Raw genomic sequence first — 22,664 nt, 5'->3', positions numbered from 1 at the left:
GTTAGTCCGGCAGGCCCGCCTTGCGAAGGCCTTCGATATATCTGCTGCGATCGTCCGGTCGATAAAACGGCGGCAGCACCTCGGCGAGATTCGAAAGCCGCAGCAGCGGATCGAACTCGCAGATCCGGGCCATCATTTGCTGCGCTTCCGATAGGCGCCCCGCAAGGGCATGACCCGCCGCCACTACACGCATCGCGCTCACGTAGTTCGGCTGGTGCCGCAGCGACTTTCCCGCCCACGCGACAGCGTCATCGTAGTGGCCGGCACAAAAATGAGCGAGCCCGGTGTTGAACTGCCAAGCGAACAGGCGTGGATCCAATGGGCTTAGGCGCATCGCAAGCGCGGCGTGCTCGACGGCCTTGCCTGGCTCGCCCAAGCAAGCCCTCACCCAGCTGCTGACGCCCAAAGCAGCCGCCAAGTTCGGGTTGAGAGCGAGCGCGCGATCGATGCAAGCCGCACTGTCATCAAGGTCGCCGCTTACGTAGCCGAGGACGTATCCGCCGTAGGAAAGCGCAATTGCATCATCCCATCCGAGTTCGACCGCTCTCCTGGCCAGTCGAGTAGCCTCGGCAATCTCTTCCGCGCGGTCGACCATCCAGCCATTGCTCTTTCGAGTGGCGTAGCACCGCGCCGCCCGCGCATGGGCTATCGCGAACTCCGGGTCACGGTCGATCGCTTTCATGAAGAGGCGCAAGGCATCGTCAATGGCCGATCTACTAGTGATCGTCCGGTCGAAGGCCGCCAGCCCGCGGAGATAGTAGTCGTAAGCGTCGAGGCTTTCTGTCGGCTTGCGCTTGGCACGCTCGATCTCAGCCTCCTCCACCTTCGGGGTGATTGCGCCGACTATGCTCAAGGCGACCTGGTCCTGCAGATCGAACACCTCGGCGAGCGTTCCGTCAAAACGATCGGCCCAGAGGTAGGCTCCCGTCGAGGTGTCGATGAGCTGCCCGGCGATGCGCAGGCGGTCACCCGCCCGGCGCACACTTCCCTCGACCACATAGCGCACGCCCAGCTCACGCCCGACCTGCTTTATGTCTATGGACCGTCCCTTGTAGGTAAAACTCGAATTCCGAGCGACTACGAACAGATGGCGGAAGTGAGCCAGGGCGGTGACGATGTCTTCCACCATACCGTCGGCAAAATATTCCTGCTCGACATCACCGCTTAGATTCTGGAATGGCAGCACTGCAATTGATGGCTGGTCGTCGTGTCTCGCTGGGACTGCCCGCATTTGCGCCGGCGCCGCGACGCCAGAGCTTGGCCCCGGCCGCTGATGTCCAGTTCGTTCGCGGGACTGCAGAGAAGCCGCCAGTGAGCTTGTCTGCGCCTCCGGCTCCGCATCCAGCTGCTTTTTCAGGGCAGTTCGACAAAGCTCGAACTGGCGCAAGGCCGCGTTTTCGTGACCGCGATGCGCGTGGATCCGGATCAGCGCCCGATGGGCGGCCTCCGCGGTAGGATCTGAAGCGAGCAACCTCTCTGCCAGCCCTTCGCAGGCTGTCTCTTCCGCAGAGCCGGGTATGGGCAGCGCGAGGCTCAGCCGATCCACCAACTGCAGCGCCTTGCGCTGATACCTGTTCAGATAGGGTCCAAACCACTCATCCAGTTCCTCAGGAATGGCTTCCCCTGCGAGCACCCCACCGCGGTAGAGGTCGGCGGCGAAGGCGAGATCGGTCGCCCGGCCCTCCTCCAGTTTCCGGTCGAAGATCGAAATGTCCGCTTCATCCGGGCCGGTAATCAGCGCGACGGCTTCGTGATCCCCGTCGATGTAGACGGCGGCATCTTTGCTGGTCGGGAATGAGCGCCGGATGTCGACCAGTGCTTGCCGCAAACTGTTGCGCGCCTGGCCATTGCTTCGTCCCGGCCAAAAGGCTTCGGAAAGCTGCTCGCGACGATGGCCGCGGCGGCCGGCAAGGACCAGGGCAGCAAAAAGCAGCGAAGTCTTGCGCGTGGCGAAGCGGACGGGCCGGCGCTCCAGGGAAGTAACCTCGAGGCCGCCAAGCAACCTGATGCGCACAGATGGTCTCCAGACTTTGACCGCCGCGGCAGAATAGCATTTCGGTAGTTGGATTTAACACCGATTTAACGGCAGCTCATCGGACATTTCCGTTTTTTTCACGCTCAGCCGAACAGCCCGAAAACACCCGCGTGGCACGCTCCCAGCCGCAAATCTCGAATTGGGAGACTAGAAATGGCTCATACGGAAACTCGCGCCGACCGCAGCGCGTCGAAAAAACGCCTGTTTGGATCTAGCAGGAAAAGCATAGCACTAATAATCGCCGCCTTCAGGGGATGGCGACGGACCGTCGCAAGACGCAGGGCACTAGCCGACTTGACGCCCGATCAGCTGGACGACATCGGTCATCCGGAGGCCCATCGCCCCGCACTCGACATCAAGGCAGGTCTGATCACGAAATTGATGTCGATGCGATAAAGTTCGGCGTACGGCTGCGCAAAGCTATCGACCTGCTCTCCAATCGCAATCCGCCCATGAGGCTTTCAGGCAGCGGGAGATGGGAGCAATATGGCTGCCAATTCAACCTCCGGATCGCTGCGATGTTGGAAATCCCGGAAGATCGATGCGAGCACCACCGCCTGTTCAAGGCCATCGACGACGCGTTCAAGGCGGGCGACTTCGAGGCCCTCGGTGTGGCTCTCGGCGGCTCACCCGGCTGGTTCGACGAGCAGATGCCCTTTGAACTCGGCCTTGGGCATCCACTGGAGTATGCGATCTATTGGAGCCCCGCCGCTTTCATCTCGACCTTACTGGATGCGGGCTCGGACCCGAACTATCACCACCACGGCGGTTTTCCGGCAATCATTGCGGCACTCTCCGCCGACCGGGCTGACAGACTGGAAATCGTCCGAATCCTGATCGATGGTGGCGCAGACCTGAACATGCGGGGCGTAAACGACTGGACGCCGCTTCACTATGCGGTCGCCAGCCGTAGCGTCGATGCCATCCGCCTGCTGTTGGCGGCGGGCGCCGACCCATCGCTCGAAACCCGCATCGACGACTATATGACAGCCCTCGAGGACGCCGACAATGCCGGCTTTGAAGCCGGCGCTTCGTTGCTGCGCGATGCAATGACCAGGCGCGGCTCCAATGGACGGTGAGTTGGGCGACGATGCCGGTGAACCATATAGCCGAAGATTTGACCAAGGCTGGCCTCAGGTCTTCGTCAGTCCCGCTTTGAAGCGTTTGCCGTTGGCGACGTAGTGCGCGGCCGAATCGCGCAACATTGCGACCGCGGCATCGTCCAGCACTCGCACCAAACGCGCGGGCGAGCCGATGATCAGCGAATTGTCGGGGAATTCCTTGCCTTCGGTGACCAGCGCGCCGGCGCCGACCAGCGAGTTCTTGCCTATTTTTGCGCCGTTCAGCACGATGGCACCCATGCCGATCAGACTGTTGTCGCCGATCGCGCAGCCATGCAGCAAGGCCCGGTGGCCGATCGTGCAGCCTTGCCCGATGGTCAGGGGAAAACCGACGTCGGTATGCATGACCGTGTGCTCCTGCACATTGGTATCAGCGCCGATAACGATCGGCTCGTTGTCGCCGCGGATGACGACGCCGAACCAGAAGCCTGCATTGCGGCCGACCCTGACATCGCCGATCAATGTCGCGTCGGGCGCGATCCAATTGCTGTCCGCGTCCTCGAAATCGGGCGCCTTTCCGTCGATCGCATAGAGCGGCATTTTTCGCCTCCGAATCGTCTCACGGGAAAAATCAGCCAAACCCTAGGAGAATGCCCGCTCGGGATGCAATGTCGATCAGCACGACGCCCAACGCCAACGCCCAGACCGTCGCGGTGCAACCGCAAGAGATCAGCGCCGGGGCGGAAATGCGGCCTTGCCGCCAGGCGTGGAGGGCCTCGTTGGCGAACATCAGGGGCCCGGCGCAGGCCGTCGCGGCGAGCGAGCGCAGCACATGCGCCGGCGACACATAGGGCTCGACGAAGGCAAGCCGGCGGCCTGATATCAGCTCCATAGCCGATCCGGCCAGGCCGCACGCCGTCAGCCCAACCATAAAAGCAAAGAGTGTGTGTTCGACCGGACCCATCTTTACCTTCCATTTACCATGAAATCGCACAGTCGTGTTCGACAGGCGCCGCTGCAAGACCCGTGCCGCGCCACGTGTGTCGCCTAAGGACATCTTGGGACAGGCGGCCGAAAATTGGGGATCGCGATGAAGCAGGCAGCCACCGCCAACGGTCCGCAACTTACCGTCGTCGATTCCAAGCTGATGAAGCGGGTGTTCTACGTGTTCGCGGCGCTGGCAATGCTTTCGGTGACGATCAGCCTTGGCGGCAAATGGTTCGGCCGCTCGATCGCAATGGCCGGATACACCGACGACACGACAATCCACGAAGTGGTGATCGGCAACAACGTGATCGCGGTGCCGGCCAATGTCATCCGCTTCGACCAGGCCCGGCGCGACGGCATCGCCTCGCGGCTCGACCTCTATCTGCGCTATCCCGAGATGGACGGCTACAGCGAAGCCGCCCGCAACGATTTCAACCATACCGGATCAAGCAAGGACATCATTTTCCTATCGTTCGAACGGCAGATAATGTCGCGTGAGATGAGCGGCCGCTTCGCGCCGATCTACAGCGCACTGATCGTCCAGCCCGGCACGCCCGGCCCGGGCGGCACCACGCTCTACGGCTTCACCGAAAAATCAGGCTATTTCAACGAGGTGCTGGCGGTCGCCAATCGCCGGGGCAAGGACCCGTTCGTGGCCCGCTGCCTGAGCGGCCCGAATGCTGCGCAGTCGCTGGCGCCCTGCGAACGCGACATTCTGGTCGGCGACAGTCTCAGCCTCAGCTACCGCTTTCCCATTGAATTTCTGGGGAACTGGCAGGCGCTCGATGCAGCCATCGCCGCCGAGGCTGCGCGTATGCTGAAGGCAGGGCGCTAATTGCATTGTGTCTGAAGGGATTATGCGACGCGCTTTGGGGGCAAATCGCAAACGGCGGAGATTGGCGCCCCTTCTCCGCCAGGGATAACGGCGCCTACCGGTAACCGAGAACCCCCGACTCAGGCCAGATCGATGTCGAGGATCGCCATCGAGAAATTATAGTCGCCGTCGTCCTCGTCCTTGAAGACGATGCCGAGGAATTCGTCGCCGACATAGACCTCGGCCGAATCGTCCTTGCGCGGCCGCGCCTTCACTTCAAGCTTGGGGTTCTGGAAGACGCGCTTGAAATAGGCGTCCAGCTTTCTGATTTCGTCCGGCTTCAAAAGTCTTCTCCGATCGTCGGTCTGCTCGTTTGAGCGCGCTTCTGGCACGTCGACAATGGCGATGTAAAGGCGAGCCGACCGGATATGCGAGAACCGACAGGCGGCGGAGCCGGCAAACGGAGTTCGATTGCCCGCCCCGCGGACTTAAAATCAGATATCGAAGCTGACGACGTGGTCCATCGACTGCGACGGCAAAAGCTGGTCCATCTGCCGCGAAGGCTGGTCGCAGCCGGTCTCACCGACGACGCGGGCCGGCACGCCAGCAACCGTCTTGTTGTGCGGCACCGGCGACAGCACTACCGAGCCTGCCGCGATCTTCGAGCAATGGCCGACTTCGATGTTGCCGAGGATCTTGGCGCCGGCGCCGATCAGCACGCCGTAGCGGATTTTTGGATGGCGGTCGCCGCCGGCCTTGCCGGTGCCGCCCAGCGTCACCCCGTGCAGGATCGACACGTCGTCCTCGATCACCGCCGTCTGGCCGACGACGAGGCCGGTGGCGTGGTCGAGGAAGATGCCCTTGCCGATGCGGGCGGCCGGATTGATGTCGGTCTGGAACACCGAGGACGACCGGCTCTGCAGGTAGAGAGCGAAATCCTGGCGGCCCTGGTTCCACAGCCAATGTGCCAGCCGGTGGGTCTGGATGGCATGAAAGCCCTTGAAATAGAGCACCGGCATGATGAAGCGGTCGCAGGCCGGATCGCGATCGTAATAGGCCTGGATGTCGACACGCACCGTCGACGACCAGTCCATGTCGTCGGCTGCCATCGCCTTGAATGTCTGGCGGATGAGATCGGAACCGATATCCTGATGGGCGAGCCGCTCGGCCAGCCGATGAATGACCGCTTCCTCGAGGCTTTCCTGGTTGAGGATGGTCGAATAGAGGAACGCCGCCAGCAGCGGATCGCGGTTGACCGCCTCCATCGCTTCATCGCGGATCGAGCGCCAGATCGGGTCGATCGGCTTCACCATGGTCGGGCGGGCAATCGTAACACTATTCATCAATGATCTCCGGCCATCTAATGTCTTCGGCTTGGCGACTTGCCTATTCTCCGGCCGCATAATGCGAATCGCGATCGAAGTGATTCAGGCGATGCGCATTAAGTGCCTATTTTGAGCATGTCGTTGTCCCAAAACCGCTGCGCACTTTTGGGCGACATGCTCTATAAGCCAGATCATAGCACGGTTGAACTCAATTTTCCTTAGTGCTTTGTCAAATGGATTTGGTTCACGGAAATTCAAGCGGCCATGGAAGACGAACCCTTGATCGACGAGCCGCTGAAGCACGAGCTTTCCGCGCTCTATCAGGCCGACGACCGCCACTATCACAGCCTTGCCCATATCGAGGCGATGCTGGCGCTCGCCGGCCACTATCAGGCATCCCTGTACGATCCCGAGGCGGTCGAGGCGGCGATCTGGTTCCACGATGCCATCTATGATAGCCGAGCCAGGGACAATGAGGCGAGGAGTGCCGCCCTTGCCGAGAAAAAGCTCGCCGGCCGCACGGATACGGAGCGCCTGGACCGCATCACCGCGATGATCATCGCTACCGGGACGCATGAATTGCCGCACTTTAGCGACGAGAATGCCGTCCGCGACGCAGCGCTGTTCCTCGATATGGACCTGGCAATCCTGGGTGCGACGCCGGATGCGTTCGACGCCTATGAACAGGCAGTTCGCCGCGAATATGGCTGGGTGGAAGAGCCAATGTGGCGTGCCGGCCGCAGTGCTGTTCTGAAGAGTTTCCTCGCCCGCCCGCATATCTTTCACACCGAGGAGTTCCGGCAGCGGTTCGAACCGCAAGCCAGGCAGAACATGGCGCGGTCGATCGAAGTGCTTGAGGCATGACTCAGACGGGTTCTAGTGGCAGGGTTCGACCCTTTGCGGACCTCAAGGCTTGCGTGTTGCGCGCCCGCTATGTTTTCGCATGTTTCCGGGCCGCACTGACCATTAGTATTACAACGGCCATGAACCAGAATGCGGAAATGACATAGGCGGTAGCTGTTGCGCCAACACACTCGCTCTCATCGATGAGGCAGCTTTGATTAACACCTCCTCGAAGTGCATATCCGCCCAGAGCCAGAACAATCCCGGTAATGGAGAGGGCGATCCAGAGGGGAAGCCCAAATCGTAAACCAATAGCGGAGCCGATGATTAGGACCGCTGGCGCAATGAGTGTGATCAGTAGGGGGTCGAACGTCATGCCTTAACCCTAACGAAGCGAATATCAGCTTTCCAACTTGTGTTTCTGATCATGCGTCAGGTTTTCACAACTAGCAGCCTGCAACGATCCCGCCGGCCACGGCGCTACTTACTGGTGGCAATGCACCTACATCTGCCGCCAGTCACAGCGGATTTTCGGCATAGAATTCCAGCACCCGCTGCTTGAAGGTTTTGTCGCCGACGGCCAACATGTGGTCGCGGCCCTCGATGTGAAAGGCCCTGGCGTTCGGCATAAAGGCGGCCAGTTCGTCGGGCGAACCGCCGATATCGTCCTTGGTGCCGACGGCAATCAACGTCGGCTGGGCAATGCGCGCAATGTCGGCCTCGGCCAGCAATTCCCGCGAGGTGGCAATGCAGGCAGCCAGAGCCCGGCGGTCGCTGCGTGTCTGGTCGGCGAAGGCCCGAAACGAGCGGCCGCGCGGATGGCTGGTGGCATCAGGATCTTCGGCCAGAAGGGCGGCGGCGATCGGATCCCAGTCGCCGACGCCGTCGACCATCCCGACGCCGAGACCGCCGAAGACCAGCGTCGCCACCTTGTCCGGATCGGAAAGCGCCAGGAAGGCCGATATCCGCGCGCCCATCGAATAGCCCATGACATGGGCGCGTTCGATACCGAGATGGGTCAGCAACGCTGCCCCGTCGGAAGCCATTTTTGCGGGGGTATAATCGGCCTCTTCATAACTCTTCGACGAGGCGCCATGGCCGCGATTGTCGAAGGCGATGGCGCGGTAGCCGGCATCGTTAAGCGCCTTGAACCAGCCGGGCGACACCCAGTTGACGTAATGGGTCGAGGCAAAGCCATGGATCATGAGCACCGGATCGCCCTGCCCCGATGCCGGCTGGCGGTCGAGGAACGCAAGATCAAAACCGTCATGGGAGAAAAACTGCATTTGCGACGGATCCTGCGCGTTCAGTTGTGCGCAGTGCCGATTGCCGGGTGGCGCAACAAATCGCCATCCGCGATGCCGCTCCTGGCGGCGGTGCCCGCCTTGAGCTCGAGTACGAAGCGAACCGGCTCGCCGGGCGAGATCATCGCCTCGGATTGCGGCTCGCCTTGCTTGATCGCCCGGATCCTGCCGTCCTGACCGACAAAGATCAGGTCGAGCGGCATCGGCGTGTTCTTCATCCAGAAGCTCACATCCCGAGGCTCCTCGAACACGAACAGCATGCCATGATCGTCGGGCATCTCCTGGCGAAACATCAGGCCGGCCTCGCGCTCGGCGGAGGTGTCGGCGATTTCGACGGAGAACGAGCGTTCGCCGCCGTTCGTCACAGCGACCAGCGGCTGCGGGTCGACGGCAAGGATCATCGCCCGGCTGTCTGCCGAAGCCGGTTGCTGCGAATGGAAGAAAGCGCCTGTGGCGATGACAAAAGCGATCGCGGCGCAGACTACGCCCGTTGTCAGCCAGTTCCTGTAAGTCATTCAGAATCCTCGGCTATCGCCCTAGACCATGATCCCGAACCTACGGTTCGAAAAAGATCATGGTCAAGCAGAAAGCACTAGGTCGCATCCCGATTCGATCGGGATGGGACCTTAGTGCGAGACGGGCAAGGTACCCATATCAGGGTGAATTTCGGCAGCCATAAGGCCTTTGTCGCCGCGCCCGAAGCGGACCAGCACAACCTGCCCGGGCCTGAGCTCGGTAATGCCGTAACGGCGCAGGGTCTCCATGTGGACGAAAATGTCCTCGGTGCCCTCGCCTCGGGTCAGGAAACCGAACCCCTTTGTGCGGTTGAACCATTTCACCAGCGCCCGTTCGAGGCCGCTTTCCGGCGTCACCGAGACGTGGGTGCGCTGCTCCTGCATCTCCGCCGGATGGGTCGCCGTGGTGAGATCCATGGAGAGCACGCGGAACGCCTGCAATCCGCGCTCACCTTGCTTGACCAGGCAGACGACGCGCGCACCTTCCAAGGCCATCTGGAAACCGTCCTTTCGAAGACATGTCACATGTAGGAGAATATCGCCGGAAGAGCCGTCATCGGGAAGAATGAAACCGTAGCCCTTGGCCACGTCGAACCATTTGATGGCGCCCGCAACCTCGACAAGATCGGCAGCGTCGCCGCTCTCGTCTCTTTGCAAGGCGTCGTGACCGGTTCCGTCCCGCCCCATGAAAGAGGCTTTTTCCCCCATAAGAACGCCCCCCTTTTTCCAAGAATACCGCAACTGATTCTTGAGTTAGATTAACACTGCCGCTTCCGGTGTGTGCAAGACCTGAGCTGCCTTTTTTCACGGTTCATTGCAGGAATACCGGATTTGTTGTTTGCCAGCACGACCGGTTGTCGGGAATTGCCCTTTGGCCGGGTGGCCCCTATGTTCCGCTGCAACGCAAACGTTTCGAGGAAATCACATGCGCTATCTTCACACCATGGTCCGTGTCGCAGACATCGATGCCTCGCTCGATTTCTACTGCAACAAGCTTGGCCTCAAGGAAGTGCGCCGCCACGAAAACGAGCAGGGGCGCTACACGCTGATCTTCCTCGCCGCGCCCGAAGACGAGCAAAGCGGCATCGCCGACAAGGCGCCGCTGATCGAGCTCACCTACAATTGGGATCCGGAAGACTACAAGGGCGGCCGCAATTTCGGCCACCTCGCCTATGAGGTCGACGACATCTACGCCACCTGCCAGCAGCTGATGGACAAGGGTGTCACCATCAATCGGCCGCCGCGCGACGGCAACATGGCCTTCGTCAAGTCGCCGGACGGCATTTCGATCGAGCTTTTGCAGAAAGGCCCGGCCAAGGCCAAGGCCGAGCCCTGGGCCTCGATGCCGAATACCGGAAGCTGGTAACCAGTCACATTATCGGAAAGAGTCCATTCATGCCGACCAGCCATGTCGATGTCGCCACCGAACATGCGAGCCGCTATCTGCAGCAGCTTTGCAAGCATTGGGCGCACAAGTTTCCCGTCGAGTTCGATCCGAACCACGGGACAATCGATCTCTCACTGGGTCGTGCGGTTCTGGATGCCGATGCGGCAGCGCTGCATATCGCGGTAACCGCTGACGAAGCCGGCTCGCTGGAGCGCCTGGAAACGGTCGTTGCCGACCACATCAAACGCTTCGCTTTCCGCGAAGAGCTGATCTTCGATTGGAAACGGGCCTCGGCAGCGTAGGCGACCACGTCAGCCGTCTCGGCCGGCTAACTCCAGCAGCGCCTGCACCGTGCGCCAGTTGCGCGCGGTGCAGGGCACTTTCAGCGTGCGCGGGATGAGGTTGGCAAACACCGATTTGCCGAGGCCATCCGGTGCGTGCAGATAAAGTACGTCGTCCCTGATCTCGAAGCTTTCAGGGCCGGTGCACTTCTGCGAAAGACGAGCCGTCTCCTCAGGCGTTGGCGCACGCTCCAGCGCATAGACGTGGAGTTTCGTCGGCTCCCCGGCGACTTCCGGATAGGGATTGTCCGCCACCAGCCGCTCGAACCAGCCGAGATCGCGCACCATGATGCGCGAGTGAAATCCCCATTTCTTCTCGAAAGCCGCTTCCAGCTGCTTGTTCAGCGTGGCCGCATCGCCCGTTGCCGACCGGAACACGACGTTGCCGCTCTGCACGTAGGTGGCGACGTCGCCAAAGCCGAGTTTCTCGAAGAACGACCGGAGTTCGGCCATCTTGACGATGCGGTTGCCGCCGACATTGATGCCGGAAAACAATGCAACGAATATCTTCTCCTCTTCACTCATATTCGGGCGCTCATATGATGAACCCGGCGAGCGTCTCGTTGTCGGTGATGTCCTGATACTGAACCCCCTCGGCCTCGAAATTCGCGTTGAGCAGCTCGAAATTGCGGCGATCCTTGGTTTCGATGCCGATCAGCACCGAACCGAAATTGCGCGCCGACTTCTTCAAATATTCGAAGCGGGCAATGTCGTCGTCAGGCCCAAGCAATTCGAGAAAGTCGCGCAGCGCGCCCGGCCGCTGCGGAAAGCGGATGATGAAGTACTTCTTCAGCCCCTCGAAACGCAGCGCCCTTTCCTTCACATCCGGCAGCCGCTCGAAATCGAAATTGCCGCCCGACACCACCGCGACGATGGTCTTGCCCCTGATTTCCTTCTTCGAAAAATCCTTGAGCGCGTCGATCGCCAATGCGCCGGCCGGCTCCAGCACTACGCCTTCGACATTCAGCATCTCGATCATGGTCGCGCAGAGCCGGTTTTCCGGGATCAGCCGCACGGCCTCAGCGGCAAACTCCCTGAGGTGCCGCAACGGTTCGCGGCCGATCTCGGCCACCGCCGCGCCGTCGACGAAATTGTCGACCCTGGCGAGCTTGATGCGCTTGCCGGTGGCGAGGCTCTCGCTGAGGCTTGGCGCGCCGGCCGGCTCGCAGAAGACAAAGCGCGTGTCGCGGCGCTGGTCGGCGAAATAATGCGTCACACCCGCAGCCAGACCGCCGCCGCCGACCGGAAGCATGATGATGTCGGGCATCCGCGCGCCCGGCATCTGGCCTGATATCTCGTAGGCGACGGTCGCCTGCCCCTCGATGATGTCCTTGTGGTCGAACGGCGGCACCATGTGCGCGCCGGCGCTTTCGGTGAATTCGAAGGCGGCGCGGTAGCAGTCGTCGAAAAAGTCGCCGATCAGCCTGATCTCGACGAATTCGCCGCCGAACAGCCGCGTCTTATCGATTTTCTGCTGTGGCGTCGTCACCGGCATGAACACCACACCTTGTCTGCCGAAATGACGGCAGACGAAGGCAAAGCCCTGCGCATGGTTGCCGGCGGAAGCGCAGACGAACAGTTCGGCGTCGTTGCCGGCGTCGAGCGCCTTGCGGAAGAAATTGAACGCGCCCCTGATCTTGTAGGAGCGCACCGGCGACAGGTCCTCGCGCTTCAGCAGCACGCGCGCCGCGGTCTTCTTCGACAGGTAATCGTTTTCCTGCAGCGGCGTTTCCGGAAAAATCTCGCGGATCGCGGCGGCAGCGGCAGCGACGCGGGAGGAGAAACTGGTCATCGGAAAAATCACCCCGAATCGTCTGTGGTCTTCGCGTGCGATTGTCGGTCACGAAGCTAGCACACGCCGTACGTGTTTGATCAGGGCAATCGTTCTGGCTTTCGTGCAACAGTGCTTTGACTGTCGCTAGGCGCTGAGCGCAATTCGGCTGGATATGACTTACTTCTGCCGCACTTCGACTGTCCGGGAGGGGTTCGCGGAGGTTGGATAGCCTTTCGGCCGGAGTGGAATTCCAGAGTTGAAGAAGATTTGTATCCTTGTCCTTACCTTGCTCGTTGCCGGCTGTGGCGGCCGGCAAACCGAGGAACTGCTCGGCAGCGCCATGGTGTCCGCGCCGGTGACGGAAATCGCCGGCAACCACTCCATCTTCATCGCCACGACGCGCAAGCGCTCCGACGATCCCAGCAAGGTTTTCGACCGTGAGCGCTCGGCCACGCTGAACTATGCCCGCGCCAACGTCACCGTGCCGGGGACCCACGAAACCGGTCGGATCGAGCGGCGTTCGCGCGGCAAGTCGAACGACCCGGCCAAATACTTCATGGCCTCCGACGTCGTCGGCTACGACACCGCGCCGAAATTCTCCAGCGCGCTCAGCACCGACATCGCCGCGCGCGGCGGCCGCGTCATGGTCTTCGTCCACGGCTACAACACCGGTTTCGACGCCGCCGTCTACCGCGTCACCCAGATCGCCCATGATTCCGGCTACCCGGGCACGCCGGTGCTGTTTTCCTGGGCGTCGGGCGCCAAGACCAGGGACTATGTCTACGACAGGGAAAGCGCCAGTGCTGCCCGCGACCAGCTGGAAGTGACGCTGAGGATGCTCGCGCAGACCGGCGCGCGCCGCATCGACATCGTCGCGCATTCGCTGGGAACCTGGGTTACCATGGAAGCGCTGCGCCAGCTCGCCATCAACGGCGACCGCGATCTCGGCGGCAAACTCGGCGACGTCGTGCTGGCCTCGCCCGACATCGATGTCGACGTGTTCAAGAGCCAGATGCGGCGTTACGGCAAGCCGAACAAGCCATTCATCCTGCTCCTGTCCGACGACGACCGGGCGCTGCGGCTCTCCGGCCTGATCGCCGGCTCGCGGCCGCGCGTCGGCGACTACAAGGACGCCGCCGACCTCGCCGACTATGGCGTGAGCGTTGTCGATCTCTCCAGCGTCAAGGGATCGGACCGTTTCAACCACACCAAATTTGCCGACAACCCCGAGCTGGTGAAGATGATCGGCCAGCGGCTGCGCGAGGATGACGGATTTGCCAGCGACCGCGAGGTAACCGACCGCATCAGCCTGCTCGGACAGTGAGGTGCGTTCCACGCCCTGTTACTTTCGTCGTGCGTGTTCACGGCTGCGGCACCATCGAATCACTTTCAACTGGACCGGGCCGGACCTTGGCTTTATCGAAATAGCGAGCGACGTCACCAGCTTGACGTCCCCTCTTGCGGGAGCCTGCGTGACCGTGCGTTCGAAGATTTTTCTCGTCGTAGCGTTTGCGCTCGCCGTTACCGGCTGCGCCGGTGGGAAAACACACGACCTTCTCAACACGACGGCTGTCACAGTGCCTGCCTCCGACATCGCAGCCACGCATGAGATATTCGTTGCCACCACCCGGAAAAGGGCAACGAAAGATCCGCGGCAGGTGTTCGACGGTGACCGTTCACCGACCACCAGTTTTGCCAGTGTCGAGGTCACCGTTCCGAAGGTCCATCAGGTCGGCGCCATCGAGCGGGTCAGGAGCTCCGCCAACAGCAATCCGGCGAAGGATTTCACGGCAACGGAGGTCGAATTCTACGAAGGCGCCCCGCAATTCGCCAACGCGGTCGGCGCCGACATCGCCATGCGCGGCGACCGCGCGCTGGTCTTCGTGCACGGCTTCAACAACGGTTTCGACGACGGCATCTATCGGCTGACGCAGATTGCCCACGACACGAAATATCCCGGCACGCCGGTGCTGTTCTCATGGGCGTCGAGCGGCAAAACCACGGGCTATATCTACGACAAGGAAAGCGCCAACGCTGCGCGCGACGATCTCGAAGAGACGCTGCGTATGCTGGCCAAGACGAAGGCCAAGAGCATCGACATTATCGCCCATTCGATGGGCACCTGGGTGACAATGGAGGCGTTGCGCCAGCTTGCCATCACCGGCGACCGCGATCTCAGCGACAAGCTCGGCTACGTCATTCTGGCCTCGCCCGACATCGATGTCGATGTGTTCAAGAAGCAGATGATCCGCTACGGCAAGCCCGACAAGCCTTTCGCCATCCTGCTTTCGGGCGACGATCGCGCCCTCAGACTCTCCTCCCTGATCTCCGGCGACAAGCCGCGCGTCGGCGACTATGGCGACGCGGCCGACCTCGCCAGCTACGGCGTGTCGGTGATCGACCTGACCAAGACCAAGGGCGGCGACCGTCTGAACCACGCCAAATTCGCCGACAACCCGTTCCTGGTGCAGTTGCTCGGCGACCGGCTGCGCGCCCCGGCCGGCCTGGCATCGGAGGAAGACAATCCGGCGCAGCCGATCGACGATCTCGGCCAGGGCATCGGCAAGGCCGTCGGCTCGGTCGCCGAGATCGTCATCACCACGCCGTTCAGGGTGCTGACCATCGCCACCGGCGGATGAGCAATTTGGGCTCGCCCTTGGTCGTTGTCAGACGAACAGGTCGACCTTTTGGAACGTCGTCACGTCGATCAGGCCGACATCGGAAATCCTCAGTTCCGGAATGACGACCAGCGCCAGCAGCGAGTGCTGCATGTAGGCGTTGTTCAGCGAACAGCCCATCTGGCGCATCGCCTCGGTCAGCTTGTCGGCCTTGGCCGCGACGATTTCGGCGCGCTCGTCCGACATCAGCCCGGCAATCGGCATTTCGACCAGCGCCAGTTCCTTGCCCTTGGAGAACAGCACGACGCCGCCACCGACCTCGCCCAGCCGGTTGACCGCCAGTGCCATGTCCTGCTTGCTGGTGCCGACGACGATGATGTGGTGCGCATCATGCGCCACGCTGGAGGCTATGGCGCAGTCGCTCATGTAGCCGAAGCCGGAGACGAAGGCATTGGTGACGCCGCCCGTGCCCTTGTGGCGTTCGACCAGCGCGATCTGGCAGACGTCGTTGCGACGGTCCATGGCGACCAGACCGTCCTCCACCGGAAGATCGGCCTCGAGCGCGCGCGTCGGCGCCTGGTTCTCGATCACGCCGATGACCCGCACCCGCACCTCGTTGGCGCCCATGGGTGCCACGATGTCGAAATCCCCTGACTTGAGCTTCCTGCCGAGCTTGACGGTGTTCTTCGACGTCTTCGGATAGTTATAGGCCGGAATGTCGATTTCGAGCTTGCCGCCCTTGGCCAGCCTGACGCCGCGGCCATAGACCTCATCGATGGTCATTGCGGCCAGATCGGAGACGATCAGCAGATCGGCAAGCCGCCCCGGCGCGATCGAACCCAACTCGCGCTCCAGCCCGAAATGCTGGGCGGTGTTGAGCGTCGCCATCTGGATCGCCGTCACCGGCTTCAACCCCTGGCTGATGGCGTGCCGGACCACCCGGTCCATATGGCCTTCATGGACAAGCGTGCCGGAATGGCTGTCGTCGGTGCACAGGATGAAATTGCGCGGATCGAGCCCGCTCTCCGTCACCGCTTTGATCTGCGAGGCGACGTCGTACCAGGCCGAACCCAGCCTCAGCATCGCCTTCATGCCCTGGCGGACGCGGGCGATGGCGTCCTCGGCGCGCGTGCCTTCGTGGTCGTCCTCCGGGCCGCCGGCGACATAGCCATGGAACGGCAGGCCGAGATCGCGCGAGGCGTAATGGCCGCCAACCGTCTTGCCCGCCCTCACCGTCGCGGCGATCTCGCCCGACATCACCGGATCGTTGGCCGCGACACCGGGAAAATTCATCACCTCGCCAAGCCCGATGATGTTTTCCCACGCCATCGCCTCGGCGACATCGGCGACCGTCAGCTCGGCGCCGGCATGCTCCAGCCCAGGTGCGGAGGGCACGCAGGACGGCATCTGCACTAACACGTTGATCGGCATGGCGACGGCCTCGTCATGCATCAGCCGCACACCCGGCAGGCCGAGCACATTGGCGATCTCGTGCGGATCGATGAACATCGAGGTGGTGCCATGCGGGATGACCGCGCGGCAGAACTCCGTCACCGTCACCATGCCGCTCTCGACATGCATATGCGCGTCGCAGAGACCCGGCACCAGATAGCGTCCGCCGGCGTCGACCACCTTGCTGCCCTGCCCGATGGCGTGGCCGGCATTCGGTCCGCAATAGGCGAAGCGGCCGCCGGCAATGGCAATGTCGGTGCCGGCGATGATCTCGCCGGAGTGAACGTTGACCCAGCGCCCGTTGCGGATGACGAGATCGGCGGGCCTCCTGCCCATCGCGACATCGACCAGATGCGTGGCCGCCTCGGCCCAGGGTTTTGGTTTCGTTGCGGTCTTCGCCATGAAGAGACTCCTGTTTTCCCGACTGTGCCAAGCCGATAGCGTTTTGACCAGCGAGATCGGCGGATTGCCTGAGGGCTCCTCGGCCTTAACATCGACCGTGATTTTCGCGTCTGTTGCGAGCTCGCGATTCGTTACTTTGTGACGGCATTTATGTTATGGATTTCGCCATGGCGCTGATTTGCGCCAACGACCCGCCGCCGAGGCGGGTTTTTGTTTCGGCGCCGTCCACGGCAAGTGCCCAACCGGAATACGATTCCGTTTGCGGCAAATCAGATTGCCTCCCGTTAGCGAATCTTTCTGAATCGACGTTCGGGAAACCGCAGACACCACTCGAAGACTCAGATCAGAACTGGAAGTGCCTGATCCGGCCGCTCAGAGGGTCTCGACCTCCACCATTCGAGCCTGCAGGCGGTTCAATCAATTTGATCCCCGAACTGTCATTTTTTGCTCGGATCGTCGGCCGGATTGACGTAGTTGATCGTGAACGGTCCGTTGCCATGAACCTGAATAATCGTTTCGCTTGTCATCCAGGCGAAGTGATTCATTCCGGCCGGTGCAACTCCGAAGCCGCCAGCAGTCAGTTCGATGCCTTTCGCCTCGTCGAACTTATCGCCCATTCCGATATGAAAGTTGCCGGAAAGCACCGTTATATATTCCGCGGTGGGATGACTATGTGCGGCAATTTTGTAGCCGGCGGGCGTCTTCAGTCGCAGCACATAAGGCCCATCCTTTGAGGGATCTCCAGCGATAACAGCTATGTCCGCGCCAGCGGGAATGACAGCAGGAGCAGGGCCCCATTTGATACTGTCCGCGTTCACTGGCATATCATCGGCAAACAGAGGCGCTGTCCCAACAAGCAGCAGCGCCAGAGCAGAGGCGAGCTTGAGCATGACAATCTCTCCATTGGTTCGTAGAGGACAGCGTCAAATATCAACGCTGAATCACTCACCAATTGGAGCCTACCATTGCAGAACGCCCGAACGCATCCTCCGAACGGGGGACGCGCTTTCGCGGCGGACCTCGGCCTGGAAAGCCGCCGTTAAGTGTTCTCCCGCTGTTCCCTGTCGCGGCAGTTAAGAAGTTCGACCAGATCGTCGGCCTCTTCGATCGGCATGTCGATCAACGGAACACCCACCTCGACAACCGGCAGCCCTGTGAACACATCGATGATGTCCCACGTGCCTTCAGGTGTCTTCTCAATGTCGTAGCGTTGAGTCATGGGGGAGTAGTGAGCCATGAGGGTAGAGGGGAAGACCTGGCGCGTTTTACTCGATCATCGCTCGTCCGGGCTTCGGGAACGCGGAAATGGATCCCGCCCGGCCTGATCAAGCGCCTCAAGCAATGACGCAAGGGGGCTGGGCAGTCGCAGGTCGACGGCAAGATCCAGCGCGTCGTGTAAATACCGGCGATTATCTTCGGAACGGATCAGTTGCCGAACGGCTTCGGCAACAGACTTCCCTCGTTCTGTGTCAAACTCTGCCATGTTCGGATTCCAGTAGCTTTAGTGCGAAACTCAGCCACTACGAAATTGTTCCAGGTGGAAACGATCTTGTTTGAACCTCAGTGTTTGACTACCTCGCTGGGAAGGGTTGCCGCCGGCCCGGTAACGGCAGCTATGCTGTTGACTTGGGCACGAATTTCGCGCCGACGATCCGCATCCAAGGCGGGTCGCGCGTGCCATGATGCGGGCCGGAAAAAACGCTCTAGGCTTGAGGGACCGGTAACGAGCCCGCCCCGGCGAGGGGGGAATCCGGGACAGGCTCGGCTCCTCAGAACATGCCGGATTTCTCCGACTGGCCTCCAAACCGCTGTGCCCGCGCAAAGTTCCATTGCGGGGTGATCATTTTCCTCGCGAAAGTCCTGCAGCGAGGCATGCCGAAGGTCTTCCTGCCACGCAGGTGTTTGGCGATCCGCGCAAGAACGATGGCGACGATTTTTACATCTGCCCGATCTATGCGCAGCCGGTCGATATGCCGGATCTCAGGCAAGTGATCTGGTGCGACAAGGCGGTGCACGATCTGCTAGAATGGACGCCTAGCGGGCGCCTTTCTCGCTGCCGCCGTCATGACCGAACCGTAACCTCGACCGGCAAGGGGGAGCGCTGGTTCTGCAGCGAGGCAGAAGCCCGATCAGCGGGCTGGCGAAAAGCGCGACGGTGACGTCCGCCTTGCTCTTGTGCCGCAGCTATTGCGCGATTTTGGTTCCGTTGACGCCCGGCAATCATGGACGGCCCAGGGGCGAGTGATCGAGTTCCGGTTCCCATAGCACACTAGCCCAGCACTAAACCTGCAATCAAAACGGTAAACCCGATAGAAAGCGGGACCGCCAAAAGCCAGCCAGCCTCCAGAACGCTATTTTCTTGCCGATCCATAACAGTCTCCTCTTTGACGCTGCCCCTGATTACGAAAGCTCTGGGGAGCGGATCGGTTCCGACGGATTTGCCGACGACCCGGCGGCGATGGCACCACGGGGCCTCGCGTTCGCCCTCACCATTCGCGTCGGCGGCGATCGCATCGCGTGGGCGACGAACTCATGGATGGCACCGTTGATCTCGCCGCGCTCCAGACGCCCCACAACGCGCCGCAGGACGATGTTGGAGCGGATGTCGTCGAACCCTCGATGAAGGCGGCGGGCAGCATCGGGCTCGTACATCGCGACAAGCTGTTCGAACCGCTCGCGCGGTGATAGGCGTTGAGCATCTGAAGCCTACTTGAAGGTACCGCAATTGGTCATCGCGTTCGCCATATCTGCAGGTCTCGCACTGGTAACGGTTCTGATGCACTATGAGGTGCTGAATATCGCCGGAGCGATGAGGCGTCGTTTTTCACTTCCGATGCGGGTTGATCTGCTGCTCTTGGTCATCGCAGCGATCTTTGCTCACGTGGTGGGGATCTGTCTTTTCGCGGTCGCCTATGCCTGGATGCACCAGCATCCAGACCTTGGAGCTCTCGCAGGCTTGTTTTCCGGGAGCGCAGCGGATTTCTTGTATTTCTCGATCACCTGTTACACCACCATCGGCTTTGGCGAAGTCTATGCCACTGGGCCGATGCGGATCGTTGCTGCCTTGGAAGGTCTCAACGGACTCGTCCTGATCACTTGGTCAGCATCGTTCGCATACGCATCGACTTCGGATTTGTGGAAGCGGAAGCAAGACTGACGCGTGTGCGTAGTGCTTGAGCGCCTAAGCTTCCACAAACGCAATGAGGGCTCGCACGCGGCCTGGCCGCGGATGGAACCATTAACAATGCCGAGGTCGAGTTCCTTCAAAAATGGCTGGCAGCGAATGCGGAGATCAGCAATCAACCGATCATCCGAACATGCAGCCCTCCCTCATTGGGGGGCGCTCTACGCGCTTGGGCGAGCACTATACCAGGCATGCCGAGAAAAGAGGTTGGACGGCTGCGAGCATGGACCAGAAAAAATGGCAAAAACGGGCTCCGGCGAATGAAAAGGGAACGCAGTTTTGCACAACACAATTTTCGGACTGCACAACGCCGATTGACGAAATCGCCTAAGTAGTTGAAACGAAAAGGGCGCGGACGTGGCGGAATTGGTAGACGCAAGGGACTTAAAATCCCTCGATCTCTGATCGTACGGGTTCGATTCCCGTCGTCCGCACCAGGAACACCGGCGCCACCCAGCGGGCGCGTCCAGGTTCCGGTAGATCAAGCCCGGATCGGGTTCAGCTTCAGATGCTGGATCAGGATGATCGTCTTGGCGTCGATGATGCGGCCGTCGGCGATGCCGGCCAGAGCTTCATCGAGCGGCATCTCCAGAACCTCGATGTCTTCGCCTTCTTCCGGCGCGCCGCCGCCATCCGAGATGCGGTCGGTCGGCGAATAGCGCGCGACGAAGAACCAGAGCCGCTCGGTCACGCTGCCAGGGCTCATAAAGGGCGAAAACAGCCGATCAACGTCCTTCAGGTGGTAGCCGAGCTCCTCTTCCGCCTCCTTGCGGATGCAGGTTTCGGGGTCGTGTTCATCGAGCAGGCCGGCGCAGGCCTCGATCAGCGGCTCGCGGTGGCCGGTGACGTAGGCCGCGTAGCGGAACTGCCGAACGAGCAAAACCGTCGAGCGCTCGGGGTCGTAAGGCAGGATCACCGCCCCGTCGCCGCGATCGTAGGTCTGGCGGATCTGCGTCTCCCATTTCCCGTCGCGCCGGCGATAATCGAGGACGGTCTTTTTCAGGACTGCCCAATCATCGGAAAGGACTTCTTCCGAACGGATACGAATGCGGTCTTCCATGATGAACTCCGTGCTGCCGGCGAGGCGTAGCCGCGAACCGGCCTCTGCGCAATCCCGACAGCAATTCAGGGCAATCGCTACAGCGAAGGATCGCGGCTTCATCCAGCTTGGGTTCCTCGCCCCACGAGAGTGGGAGAGGTGGCTCGGCGGAGCCGAGACGGAGAGGGGCCGCGCCCTACGAAAGCCCCTCTCCGGCCGCTTCGCGGCCACCTCTCCCCCGCTTCGCGGTGGGCGAGGAACCCAAGTCTTGACAGGTCGGATGGAAAGCGCCCCCGCCGTGCCCGGCAAGCAGACGGGCAGCGCTTCACCGCCTCGTGTATGGCGCAGGCGCAATCCACTGCCTAAATAGCGACAGCCCCTCCCCGGAGTTTTTTTGATGACCACATCCCTTTTCCAACCGATTACGCTTGACGGCCTCGCCTTTCCCAACCGCATCGCGGTCGCGCCCATGTGCCAGTATTCCGCCGATGACGGTTCGGCCAGCGACTGGCACCTGTACCACTGGATGAACCTGGCGATGTCCGGCGCCGGCATGGTCACCGTCGAGATGACCGACGTGGAGCGGCGCGGCCGCATCTCGCATGGCTGCCTCGGCCTTTACTCCGACGACAACGAGGCAGCCGCCCGGCGCGCGCTGGATGCCGCCAAGCGCGTCGCCGCCCCCGGCACCAAATTCGGCACGCAGCTTGCCCATGCCGGCCGCAAAGCATCTAACCGGAAGCCTTGGGAAGGCGGCGGGCCGCTCGGTGCCGATCAGGATCCCTGGCCGATCGTGTCCGCCTCGGCAATCGCCTACGACACGGGCTGGCAGGTGCCGCGGGCGCTGGAGGATGAGGAGATACTGCACATCATCGAACGCTTCGCCGAGGCGGCAAGGCGGGCCGAGCGGGCCGGCTTCGATTTCATCGAATTGCATGCGGCACACGGCTATCTGATCTTCCAGTTCCTGTCGCCGCTTTCCAACCAGCGCACCGACCGCTGGGGCGGCTCGCTGGAAAACCGCATACGTTTTGTCGTCGAGATCGCCAAGGCGGTGAGGAAGGCAGTGCCCAAGCTGATGCTCGGGGCGCGTCTGTCGGTCAAGGAATGGGTCGATGGCGGCTTCGATGTCGGGGACGCGATCGAAGTGGCCAAGGCGCTGAAGGCAGCGGGCGTCGCCTATCTCTGCTGCTCGAGCGGCGGCAATTCGCCCCTGCAGAAGCTGCCGACAGGTCGGGGCTACCAGGTGCATCTGGCGGAAGCCGTGCGCAACGGCGCCGGCATCCCGACGCGGGCCGTCGGCCTGATCGACGACCCGAAGCAGGCCGAGGCGATCGTTGCCGAGGGCCGTGCAGACATGGTGGCTTTGGCCCGCGCCTTCCTCGCCGATCCGCGCTGGGCGTGGCGCGCCGCGGCCACCTTCGGCGAGACGATCCACCCGGCGCCGCAGCTTGCCCGCTCGGTGACGACGATGCAGCACTGGATGAAGGCGGCGGGCTGAGCGGCCATTTCCAATGGCTGCGGCCCCAATGACCGCGACCCCAATGATGCGACCCCAATGATTGAGACCCTTGAGACCTTTA

General features: G+C 61.6%; 27 protein-coding genes and 1 tRNA gene. 12 read left to right on the top strand and 16 right to left on the bottom strand.

The annotated features are described in order from the left end of the window. Position 1: 1 nt before the first annotated feature. Complete coding sequence (locus tag ACWUKX_RS08890; protein WP_456005835.1) at positions 2-2,014, bottom strand: BTAD domain-containing putative transcriptional regulator; 2,013 nt, start codon at positions 2,012-2,014, stop codon at positions 2-4. A 174-nt stretch (positions 2,015-2,188) separates the two neighbouring features. On the opposite strand from ACWUKX_RS08890, the gene ACWUKX_RS08885 reads away from it, so the two are divergent. Both ACWUKX_RS08885 and ACWUKX_RS08880 read left to right on the top strand, forming a co-directional pair. Further along, complete coding sequence (locus tag ACWUKX_RS08885; RefSeq protein WP_456005833.1) at positions 2,189-2,431, top strand: DUF1127 domain-containing protein; 243 nt, start codon at positions 2,189-2,191, stop codon at positions 2,429-2,431. Positions 2,432-2,487: 56 nt separating this feature from the next. Beyond that, entirely contained in the window at positions 2,488-3,114 is a 627-nt protein-coding gene (locus ACWUKX_RS08880) for an ankyrin repeat domain-containing protein (RefSeq protein ID WP_456005830.1), read from the top strand. Positions 3,115-3,168: 54 nt separating this feature from the next. On the opposite strand, the gene ACWUKX_RS08875 is transcribed toward ACWUKX_RS08880, so the two are convergent. After that, a complete protein-coding gene (locus ACWUKX_RS08875) occupies positions 3,169-3,696 on the bottom strand; it encodes a gamma carbonic anhydrase family protein (RefSeq protein WP_456005827.1) in 528 nt (175 codons plus the stop codon). A 31-nt stretch (positions 3,697-3,727) separates the two neighbouring features. Beyond that, positions 3,728-4,060 carry a DUF6949 family protein gene (locus ACWUKX_RS08870; RefSeq protein WP_456005824.1) on the bottom strand — a complete coding sequence of 111 codons (333 nt, stop codon included), beginning with the start codon at positions 4,058-4,060 and terminating at the stop codon, positions 3,728-3,730. 126 nt (positions 4,061-4,186) lie between these two features. Between ACWUKX_RS08870 and ACWUKX_RS08865 the strand changes: the two genes are divergently transcribed. Next, positions 4,187-4,918 carry a hypothetical protein gene (locus ACWUKX_RS08865; RefSeq protein ID WP_456005822.1) on the top strand — a complete coding sequence of 244 codons (732 nt, stop codon included), beginning with the start codon at positions 4,187-4,189 and terminating at the stop codon, positions 4,916-4,918. 119 nt (positions 4,919-5,037) lie between these two features. Here ACWUKX_RS08865 and ACWUKX_RS08860 read toward each other — a convergent pair whose 3' ends face one another. Then, a complete protein-coding gene (locus tag ACWUKX_RS08860; protein WP_013531334.1) occupies positions 5,038-5,241 on the bottom strand; it encodes a DUF3126 family protein in 204 nt (67 codons plus the stop codon). A 150-nt stretch (positions 5,242-5,391) separates the two neighbouring features. After that, positions 5,392-6,240 (bottom strand): serine O-acetyltransferase, encoded by an 849-nt coding sequence (gene cysE / locus ACWUKX_RS08855; RefSeq protein ID WP_455848054.1) that lies wholly within the window; start codon positions 6,238-6,240, stop codon positions 5,392-5,394. A 246-nt stretch (positions 6,241-6,486) separates the two neighbouring features. Between cysE and ACWUKX_RS08850 the strand changes: the two genes are divergently transcribed. Continuing rightward, on the top strand, positions 6,487-7,086 hold the full coding sequence (locus tag ACWUKX_RS08850) for an HD domain-containing protein (RefSeq protein ID WP_456005818.1): 600 nt from the start codon (positions 6,487-6,489) through the stop codon (positions 7,084-7,086). A gap of 67 nt (positions 7,087-7,153) precedes the next feature. Here ACWUKX_RS08850 and ACWUKX_RS08845 read toward each other — a convergent pair whose 3' ends face one another. The 4 genes from ACWUKX_RS08845 to ACWUKX_RS08830 all read right to left on the bottom strand — a co-directional run bounded on the left by ACWUKX_RS08845 (position 7,154) and on the right by ACWUKX_RS08830 (position 9,592). Then, positions 7,154-7,441: a hypothetical protein gene (locus ACWUKX_RS08845; RefSeq protein ID WP_456005816.1), complete on the bottom strand. Its 288-nt coding sequence runs from the start codon at positions 7,439-7,441 to the stop codon at positions 7,154-7,156. 142 nt (positions 7,442-7,583) lie between these two features. Then, positions 7,584-8,351 carry an alpha/beta fold hydrolase gene (locus ACWUKX_RS08840; protein WP_456005813.1) on the bottom strand — a complete coding sequence of 256 codons (768 nt, stop codon included), beginning with the start codon at positions 8,349-8,351 and terminating at the stop codon, positions 7,584-7,586. Positions 8,352-8,371: 20 nt separating this feature from the next. Then, entirely contained in the window at positions 8,372-8,884 is a 513-nt protein-coding gene (locus tag ACWUKX_RS08835) for a DUF192 domain-containing protein (RefSeq protein ID WP_456005811.1), read from the bottom strand. A 111-nt stretch (positions 8,885-8,995) separates the two neighbouring features. After that, complete coding sequence (locus ACWUKX_RS08830; protein ID WP_456005809.1) at positions 8,996-9,592, bottom strand: cold-shock protein; 597 nt, start codon at positions 9,590-9,592, stop codon at positions 8,996-8,998. A 217-nt stretch (positions 9,593-9,809) separates the two neighbouring features. On the opposite strand from ACWUKX_RS08830, the gene gloA reads away from it, so the two are divergent. Beyond that, a complete protein-coding gene (gene gloA / locus ACWUKX_RS08825; RefSeq protein WP_127317011.1) occupies positions 9,810-10,250 on the top strand; it encodes a lactoylglutathione lyase in 441 nt (146 codons plus the stop codon). Between the two features lie 29 nt (positions 10,251-10,279). Continuing rightward, on the top strand, positions 10,280-10,573 hold the full coding sequence (locus ACWUKX_RS08820) for a DUF2218 domain-containing protein (RefSeq protein ID WP_065008185.1): 294 nt from the start codon (positions 10,280-10,282) through the stop codon (positions 10,571-10,573). A 9-nt stretch (positions 10,574-10,582) separates the two neighbouring features. On the opposite strand, the gene ACWUKX_RS08815 is transcribed toward ACWUKX_RS08820, so the two are convergent. Beyond that, entirely contained in the window at positions 10,583-11,137 is a 555-nt protein-coding gene (locus ACWUKX_RS08815; RefSeq protein WP_456005807.1) for a DUF1697 domain-containing protein, read from the bottom strand. Positions 11,138-11,147: 10 nt separating this feature from the next. Next, positions 11,148-12,404 carry a threonine ammonia-lyase IlvA gene (ilvA, locus tag ACWUKX_RS08810; RefSeq protein ID WP_456005805.1) on the bottom strand — a complete coding sequence of 419 codons (1,257 nt, stop codon included), beginning with the start codon at positions 12,402-12,404 and terminating at the stop codon, positions 11,148-11,150. Between the two features lie 238 nt (positions 12,405-12,642). Here ilvA and ACWUKX_RS08805 point away from each other — a divergent pair, with 238 nt between their 5' ends. Continuing rightward, the gene (locus ACWUKX_RS08805; RefSeq protein WP_095521603.1) at positions 12,643-13,710 is read left to right on the top strand and encodes an alpha/beta hydrolase; all 1,068 of its coding nucleotides are present in this window, start codon (positions 12,643-12,645) and stop codon (positions 13,708-13,710) included. Positions 13,711-13,858: 148 nt separating this feature from the next. Beyond that, positions 13,859-15,025 (top strand): alpha/beta hydrolase, encoded by a 1,167-nt coding sequence (locus ACWUKX_RS08800; protein WP_456005802.1) that lies wholly within the window; start codon positions 13,859-13,861, stop codon positions 15,023-15,025. Positions 15,026-15,052: 27 nt separating this feature from the next. Here the strand turns inward: ACWUKX_RS08800 and ade are convergent, their stop codons facing one another. From ade to ACWUKX_RS08780, 4 genes are all read right to left on the bottom strand, one after another. Continuing rightward, positions 15,053-16,858, bottom strand: a complete 1,806-nt coding sequence (gene ade, locus ACWUKX_RS08795) for an adenine deaminase (protein WP_456005799.1) — start codon at positions 16,856-16,858, stop codon at positions 15,053-15,055. A 437-nt stretch (positions 16,859-17,295) separates the two neighbouring features. Beyond that, on the bottom strand, positions 17,296-17,748 hold the full coding sequence (locus ACWUKX_RS08790; protein WP_135937630.1) for a cupin domain-containing protein: 453 nt from the start codon (positions 17,746-17,748) through the stop codon (positions 17,296-17,298). Between the two features lie 149 nt (positions 17,749-17,897). After that, positions 17,898-18,077 (bottom strand): hypothetical protein, encoded by a 180-nt coding sequence (locus tag ACWUKX_RS08785; protein ID WP_455838251.1) that lies wholly within the window; start codon positions 18,075-18,077, stop codon positions 17,898-17,900. Between the two features lie 54 nt (positions 18,078-18,131). Continuing rightward, positions 18,132-18,341 (bottom strand): hypothetical protein, encoded by a 210-nt coding sequence (locus ACWUKX_RS08780; RefSeq protein WP_456005797.1) that lies wholly within the window; start codon positions 18,339-18,341, stop codon positions 18,132-18,134. A 1,034-nt stretch (positions 18,342-19,375) separates the two neighbouring features. Between ACWUKX_RS08780 and ACWUKX_RS08775 the strand changes: the two genes are divergently transcribed. The 3 genes from ACWUKX_RS08775 to ACWUKX_RS08765 all read left to right on the top strand — a co-directional run bounded on the left by ACWUKX_RS08775 (position 19,376) and on the right by ACWUKX_RS08765 (position 20,479). Further along, complete coding sequence (locus tag ACWUKX_RS08775; RefSeq protein ID WP_456005794.1) at positions 19,376-19,543, top strand: hypothetical protein; 168 nt, start codon at positions 19,376-19,378, stop codon at positions 19,541-19,543. A gap of 40 nt (positions 19,544-19,583) precedes the next feature. Then, positions 19,584-20,015 carry an ion channel gene (locus ACWUKX_RS08770; protein WP_456005791.1) on the top strand — a complete coding sequence of 144 codons (432 nt, stop codon included), beginning with the start codon at positions 19,584-19,586 and terminating at the stop codon, positions 20,013-20,015. Positions 20,016-20,393: 378 nt separating this feature from the next. After that, positions 20,394-20,479, top strand: a tRNA-Leu gene (locus tag ACWUKX_RS08765). Between the two features lie 44 nt (positions 20,480-20,523). Here the strand turns inward: ACWUKX_RS08765 and ACWUKX_RS08760 are convergent. Next, on the bottom strand, positions 20,524-21,102 hold the full coding sequence (locus ACWUKX_RS08760) for an NUDIX domain-containing protein (protein WP_065008177.1): 579 nt from the start codon (positions 21,100-21,102) through the stop codon (positions 20,524-20,526). A 376-nt stretch (positions 21,103-21,478) separates the two neighbouring features. On the opposite strand from ACWUKX_RS08760, the gene ACWUKX_RS08755 reads away from it, so the two are divergent. Then, entirely contained in the window at positions 21,479-22,582 is a 1,104-nt protein-coding gene (locus tag ACWUKX_RS08755; RefSeq protein WP_456005789.1) for an NADH:flavin oxidoreductase/NADH oxidase, read from the top strand. Positions 22,583-22,664 lie beyond the last annotated feature (82 nt).

The organism is Mesorhizobium sp. f-mel, assembly GCF_053850215.1.
This window is presented reverse-complemented; position numbering and strand designations above follow the sequence as displayed.

Coding starts and splice junctions, on each gene's coding strand:
- ACWUKX_RS08835 (WP_456005811.1), bottom strand. CDS start 8,884: ATGACTTACAGGAACTGGCTGACAACGGGCGTAGTCTGCGCCGCGATC.
- ACWUKX_RS08760 (WP_065008177.1), bottom strand. CDS start 21,102: ATGGAAGACCGCATTCGTATCCGTTCGGAAGAAGTCCTTTCCGATGAT.
- ade (WP_456005799.1), bottom strand. CDS start 16,858: ATGGCGAAGACCGCAACGAAACCAAAACCCTGGGCCGAGGCGGCCACG.
- ACWUKX_RS08845 (WP_456005816.1), bottom strand. CDS start 7,441: ATGACGTTCGACCCCCTACTGATCACACTCATTGCGCCAGCGGTCCTA.
- ilvA (WP_456005805.1), bottom strand. CDS start 12,404: ATGACCAGTTTCTCCTCCCGCGTCGCTGCCGCTGCCGCCGCGATCCGC.
- ACWUKX_RS08790 (WP_135937630.1), bottom strand. CDS start 17,748: ATGCTCAAGCTCGCCTCTGCTCTGGCGCTGCTGCTTGTTGGGACAGCG.
- ACWUKX_RS08780 (WP_456005797.1), bottom strand. CDS start 18,341: ATGGCAGAGTTTGACACAGAACGAGGGAAGTCTGTTGCCGAAGCCGTT.
- ACWUKX_RS08850 (WP_456005818.1), top strand. CDS start 6,487: ATGGAAGACGAACCCTTGATCGACGAGCCGCTGAAGCACGAGCTTTCC.
- ACWUKX_RS08785 (WP_455838251.1), bottom strand. CDS start 18,077: ATGACTCAACGCTACGACATTGAGAAGACACCTGAAGGCACGTGGGAC.
- ACWUKX_RS08755 (WP_456005789.1), top strand. CDS start 21,479: ATGACCACATCCCTTTTCCAACCGATTACGCTTGACGGCCTCGCCTTT.
- ACWUKX_RS08815 (WP_456005807.1), bottom strand. CDS start 11,137: ATGAGTGAAGAGGAGAAGATATTCGTTGCATTGTTTTCCGGCATCAAT.
- ACWUKX_RS08865 (WP_456005822.1), top strand. CDS start 4,187: ATGAAGCAGGCAGCCACCGCCAACGGTCCGCAACTTACCGTCGTCGAT.
- ACWUKX_RS08880 (WP_456005830.1), top strand. CDS start 2,488: ATGAGGCTTTCAGGCAGCGGGAGATGGGAGCAATATGGCTGCCAATTC.
- ACWUKX_RS08830 (WP_456005809.1), bottom strand. CDS start 9,592: ATGGGGGAAAAAGCCTCTTTCATGGGGCGGGACGGAACCGGTCACGAC.
- cysE (WP_455848054.1), bottom strand. CDS start 6,240: ATGAATAGTGTTACGATTGCCCGCCCGACCATGGTGAAGCCGATCGAC.
- gloA (WP_127317011.1), top strand. CDS start 9,810: ATGCGCTATCTTCACACCATGGTCCGTGTCGCAGACATCGATGCCTCG.
- ACWUKX_RS08820 (WP_065008185.1), top strand. CDS start 10,280: ATGCCGACCAGCCATGTCGATGTCGCCACCGAACATGCGAGCCGCTAT.
- ACWUKX_RS08870 (WP_456005824.1), bottom strand. CDS start 4,060: ATGGGTCCGGTCGAACACACACTCTTTGCTTTTATGGTTGGGCTGACG.
- ACWUKX_RS08875 (WP_456005827.1), bottom strand. CDS start 3,696: ATGCCGCTCTATGCGATCGACGGAAAGGCGCCCGATTTCGAGGACGCG.
- ACWUKX_RS08885 (WP_456005833.1), top strand. CDS start 2,189: ATGGCTCATACGGAAACTCGCGCCGACCGCAGCGCGTCGAAAAAACGC.
- ACWUKX_RS08840 (WP_456005813.1), bottom strand. CDS start 8,351: ATGCAGTTTTTCTCCCATGACGGTTTTGATCTTGCGTTCCTCGACCGC.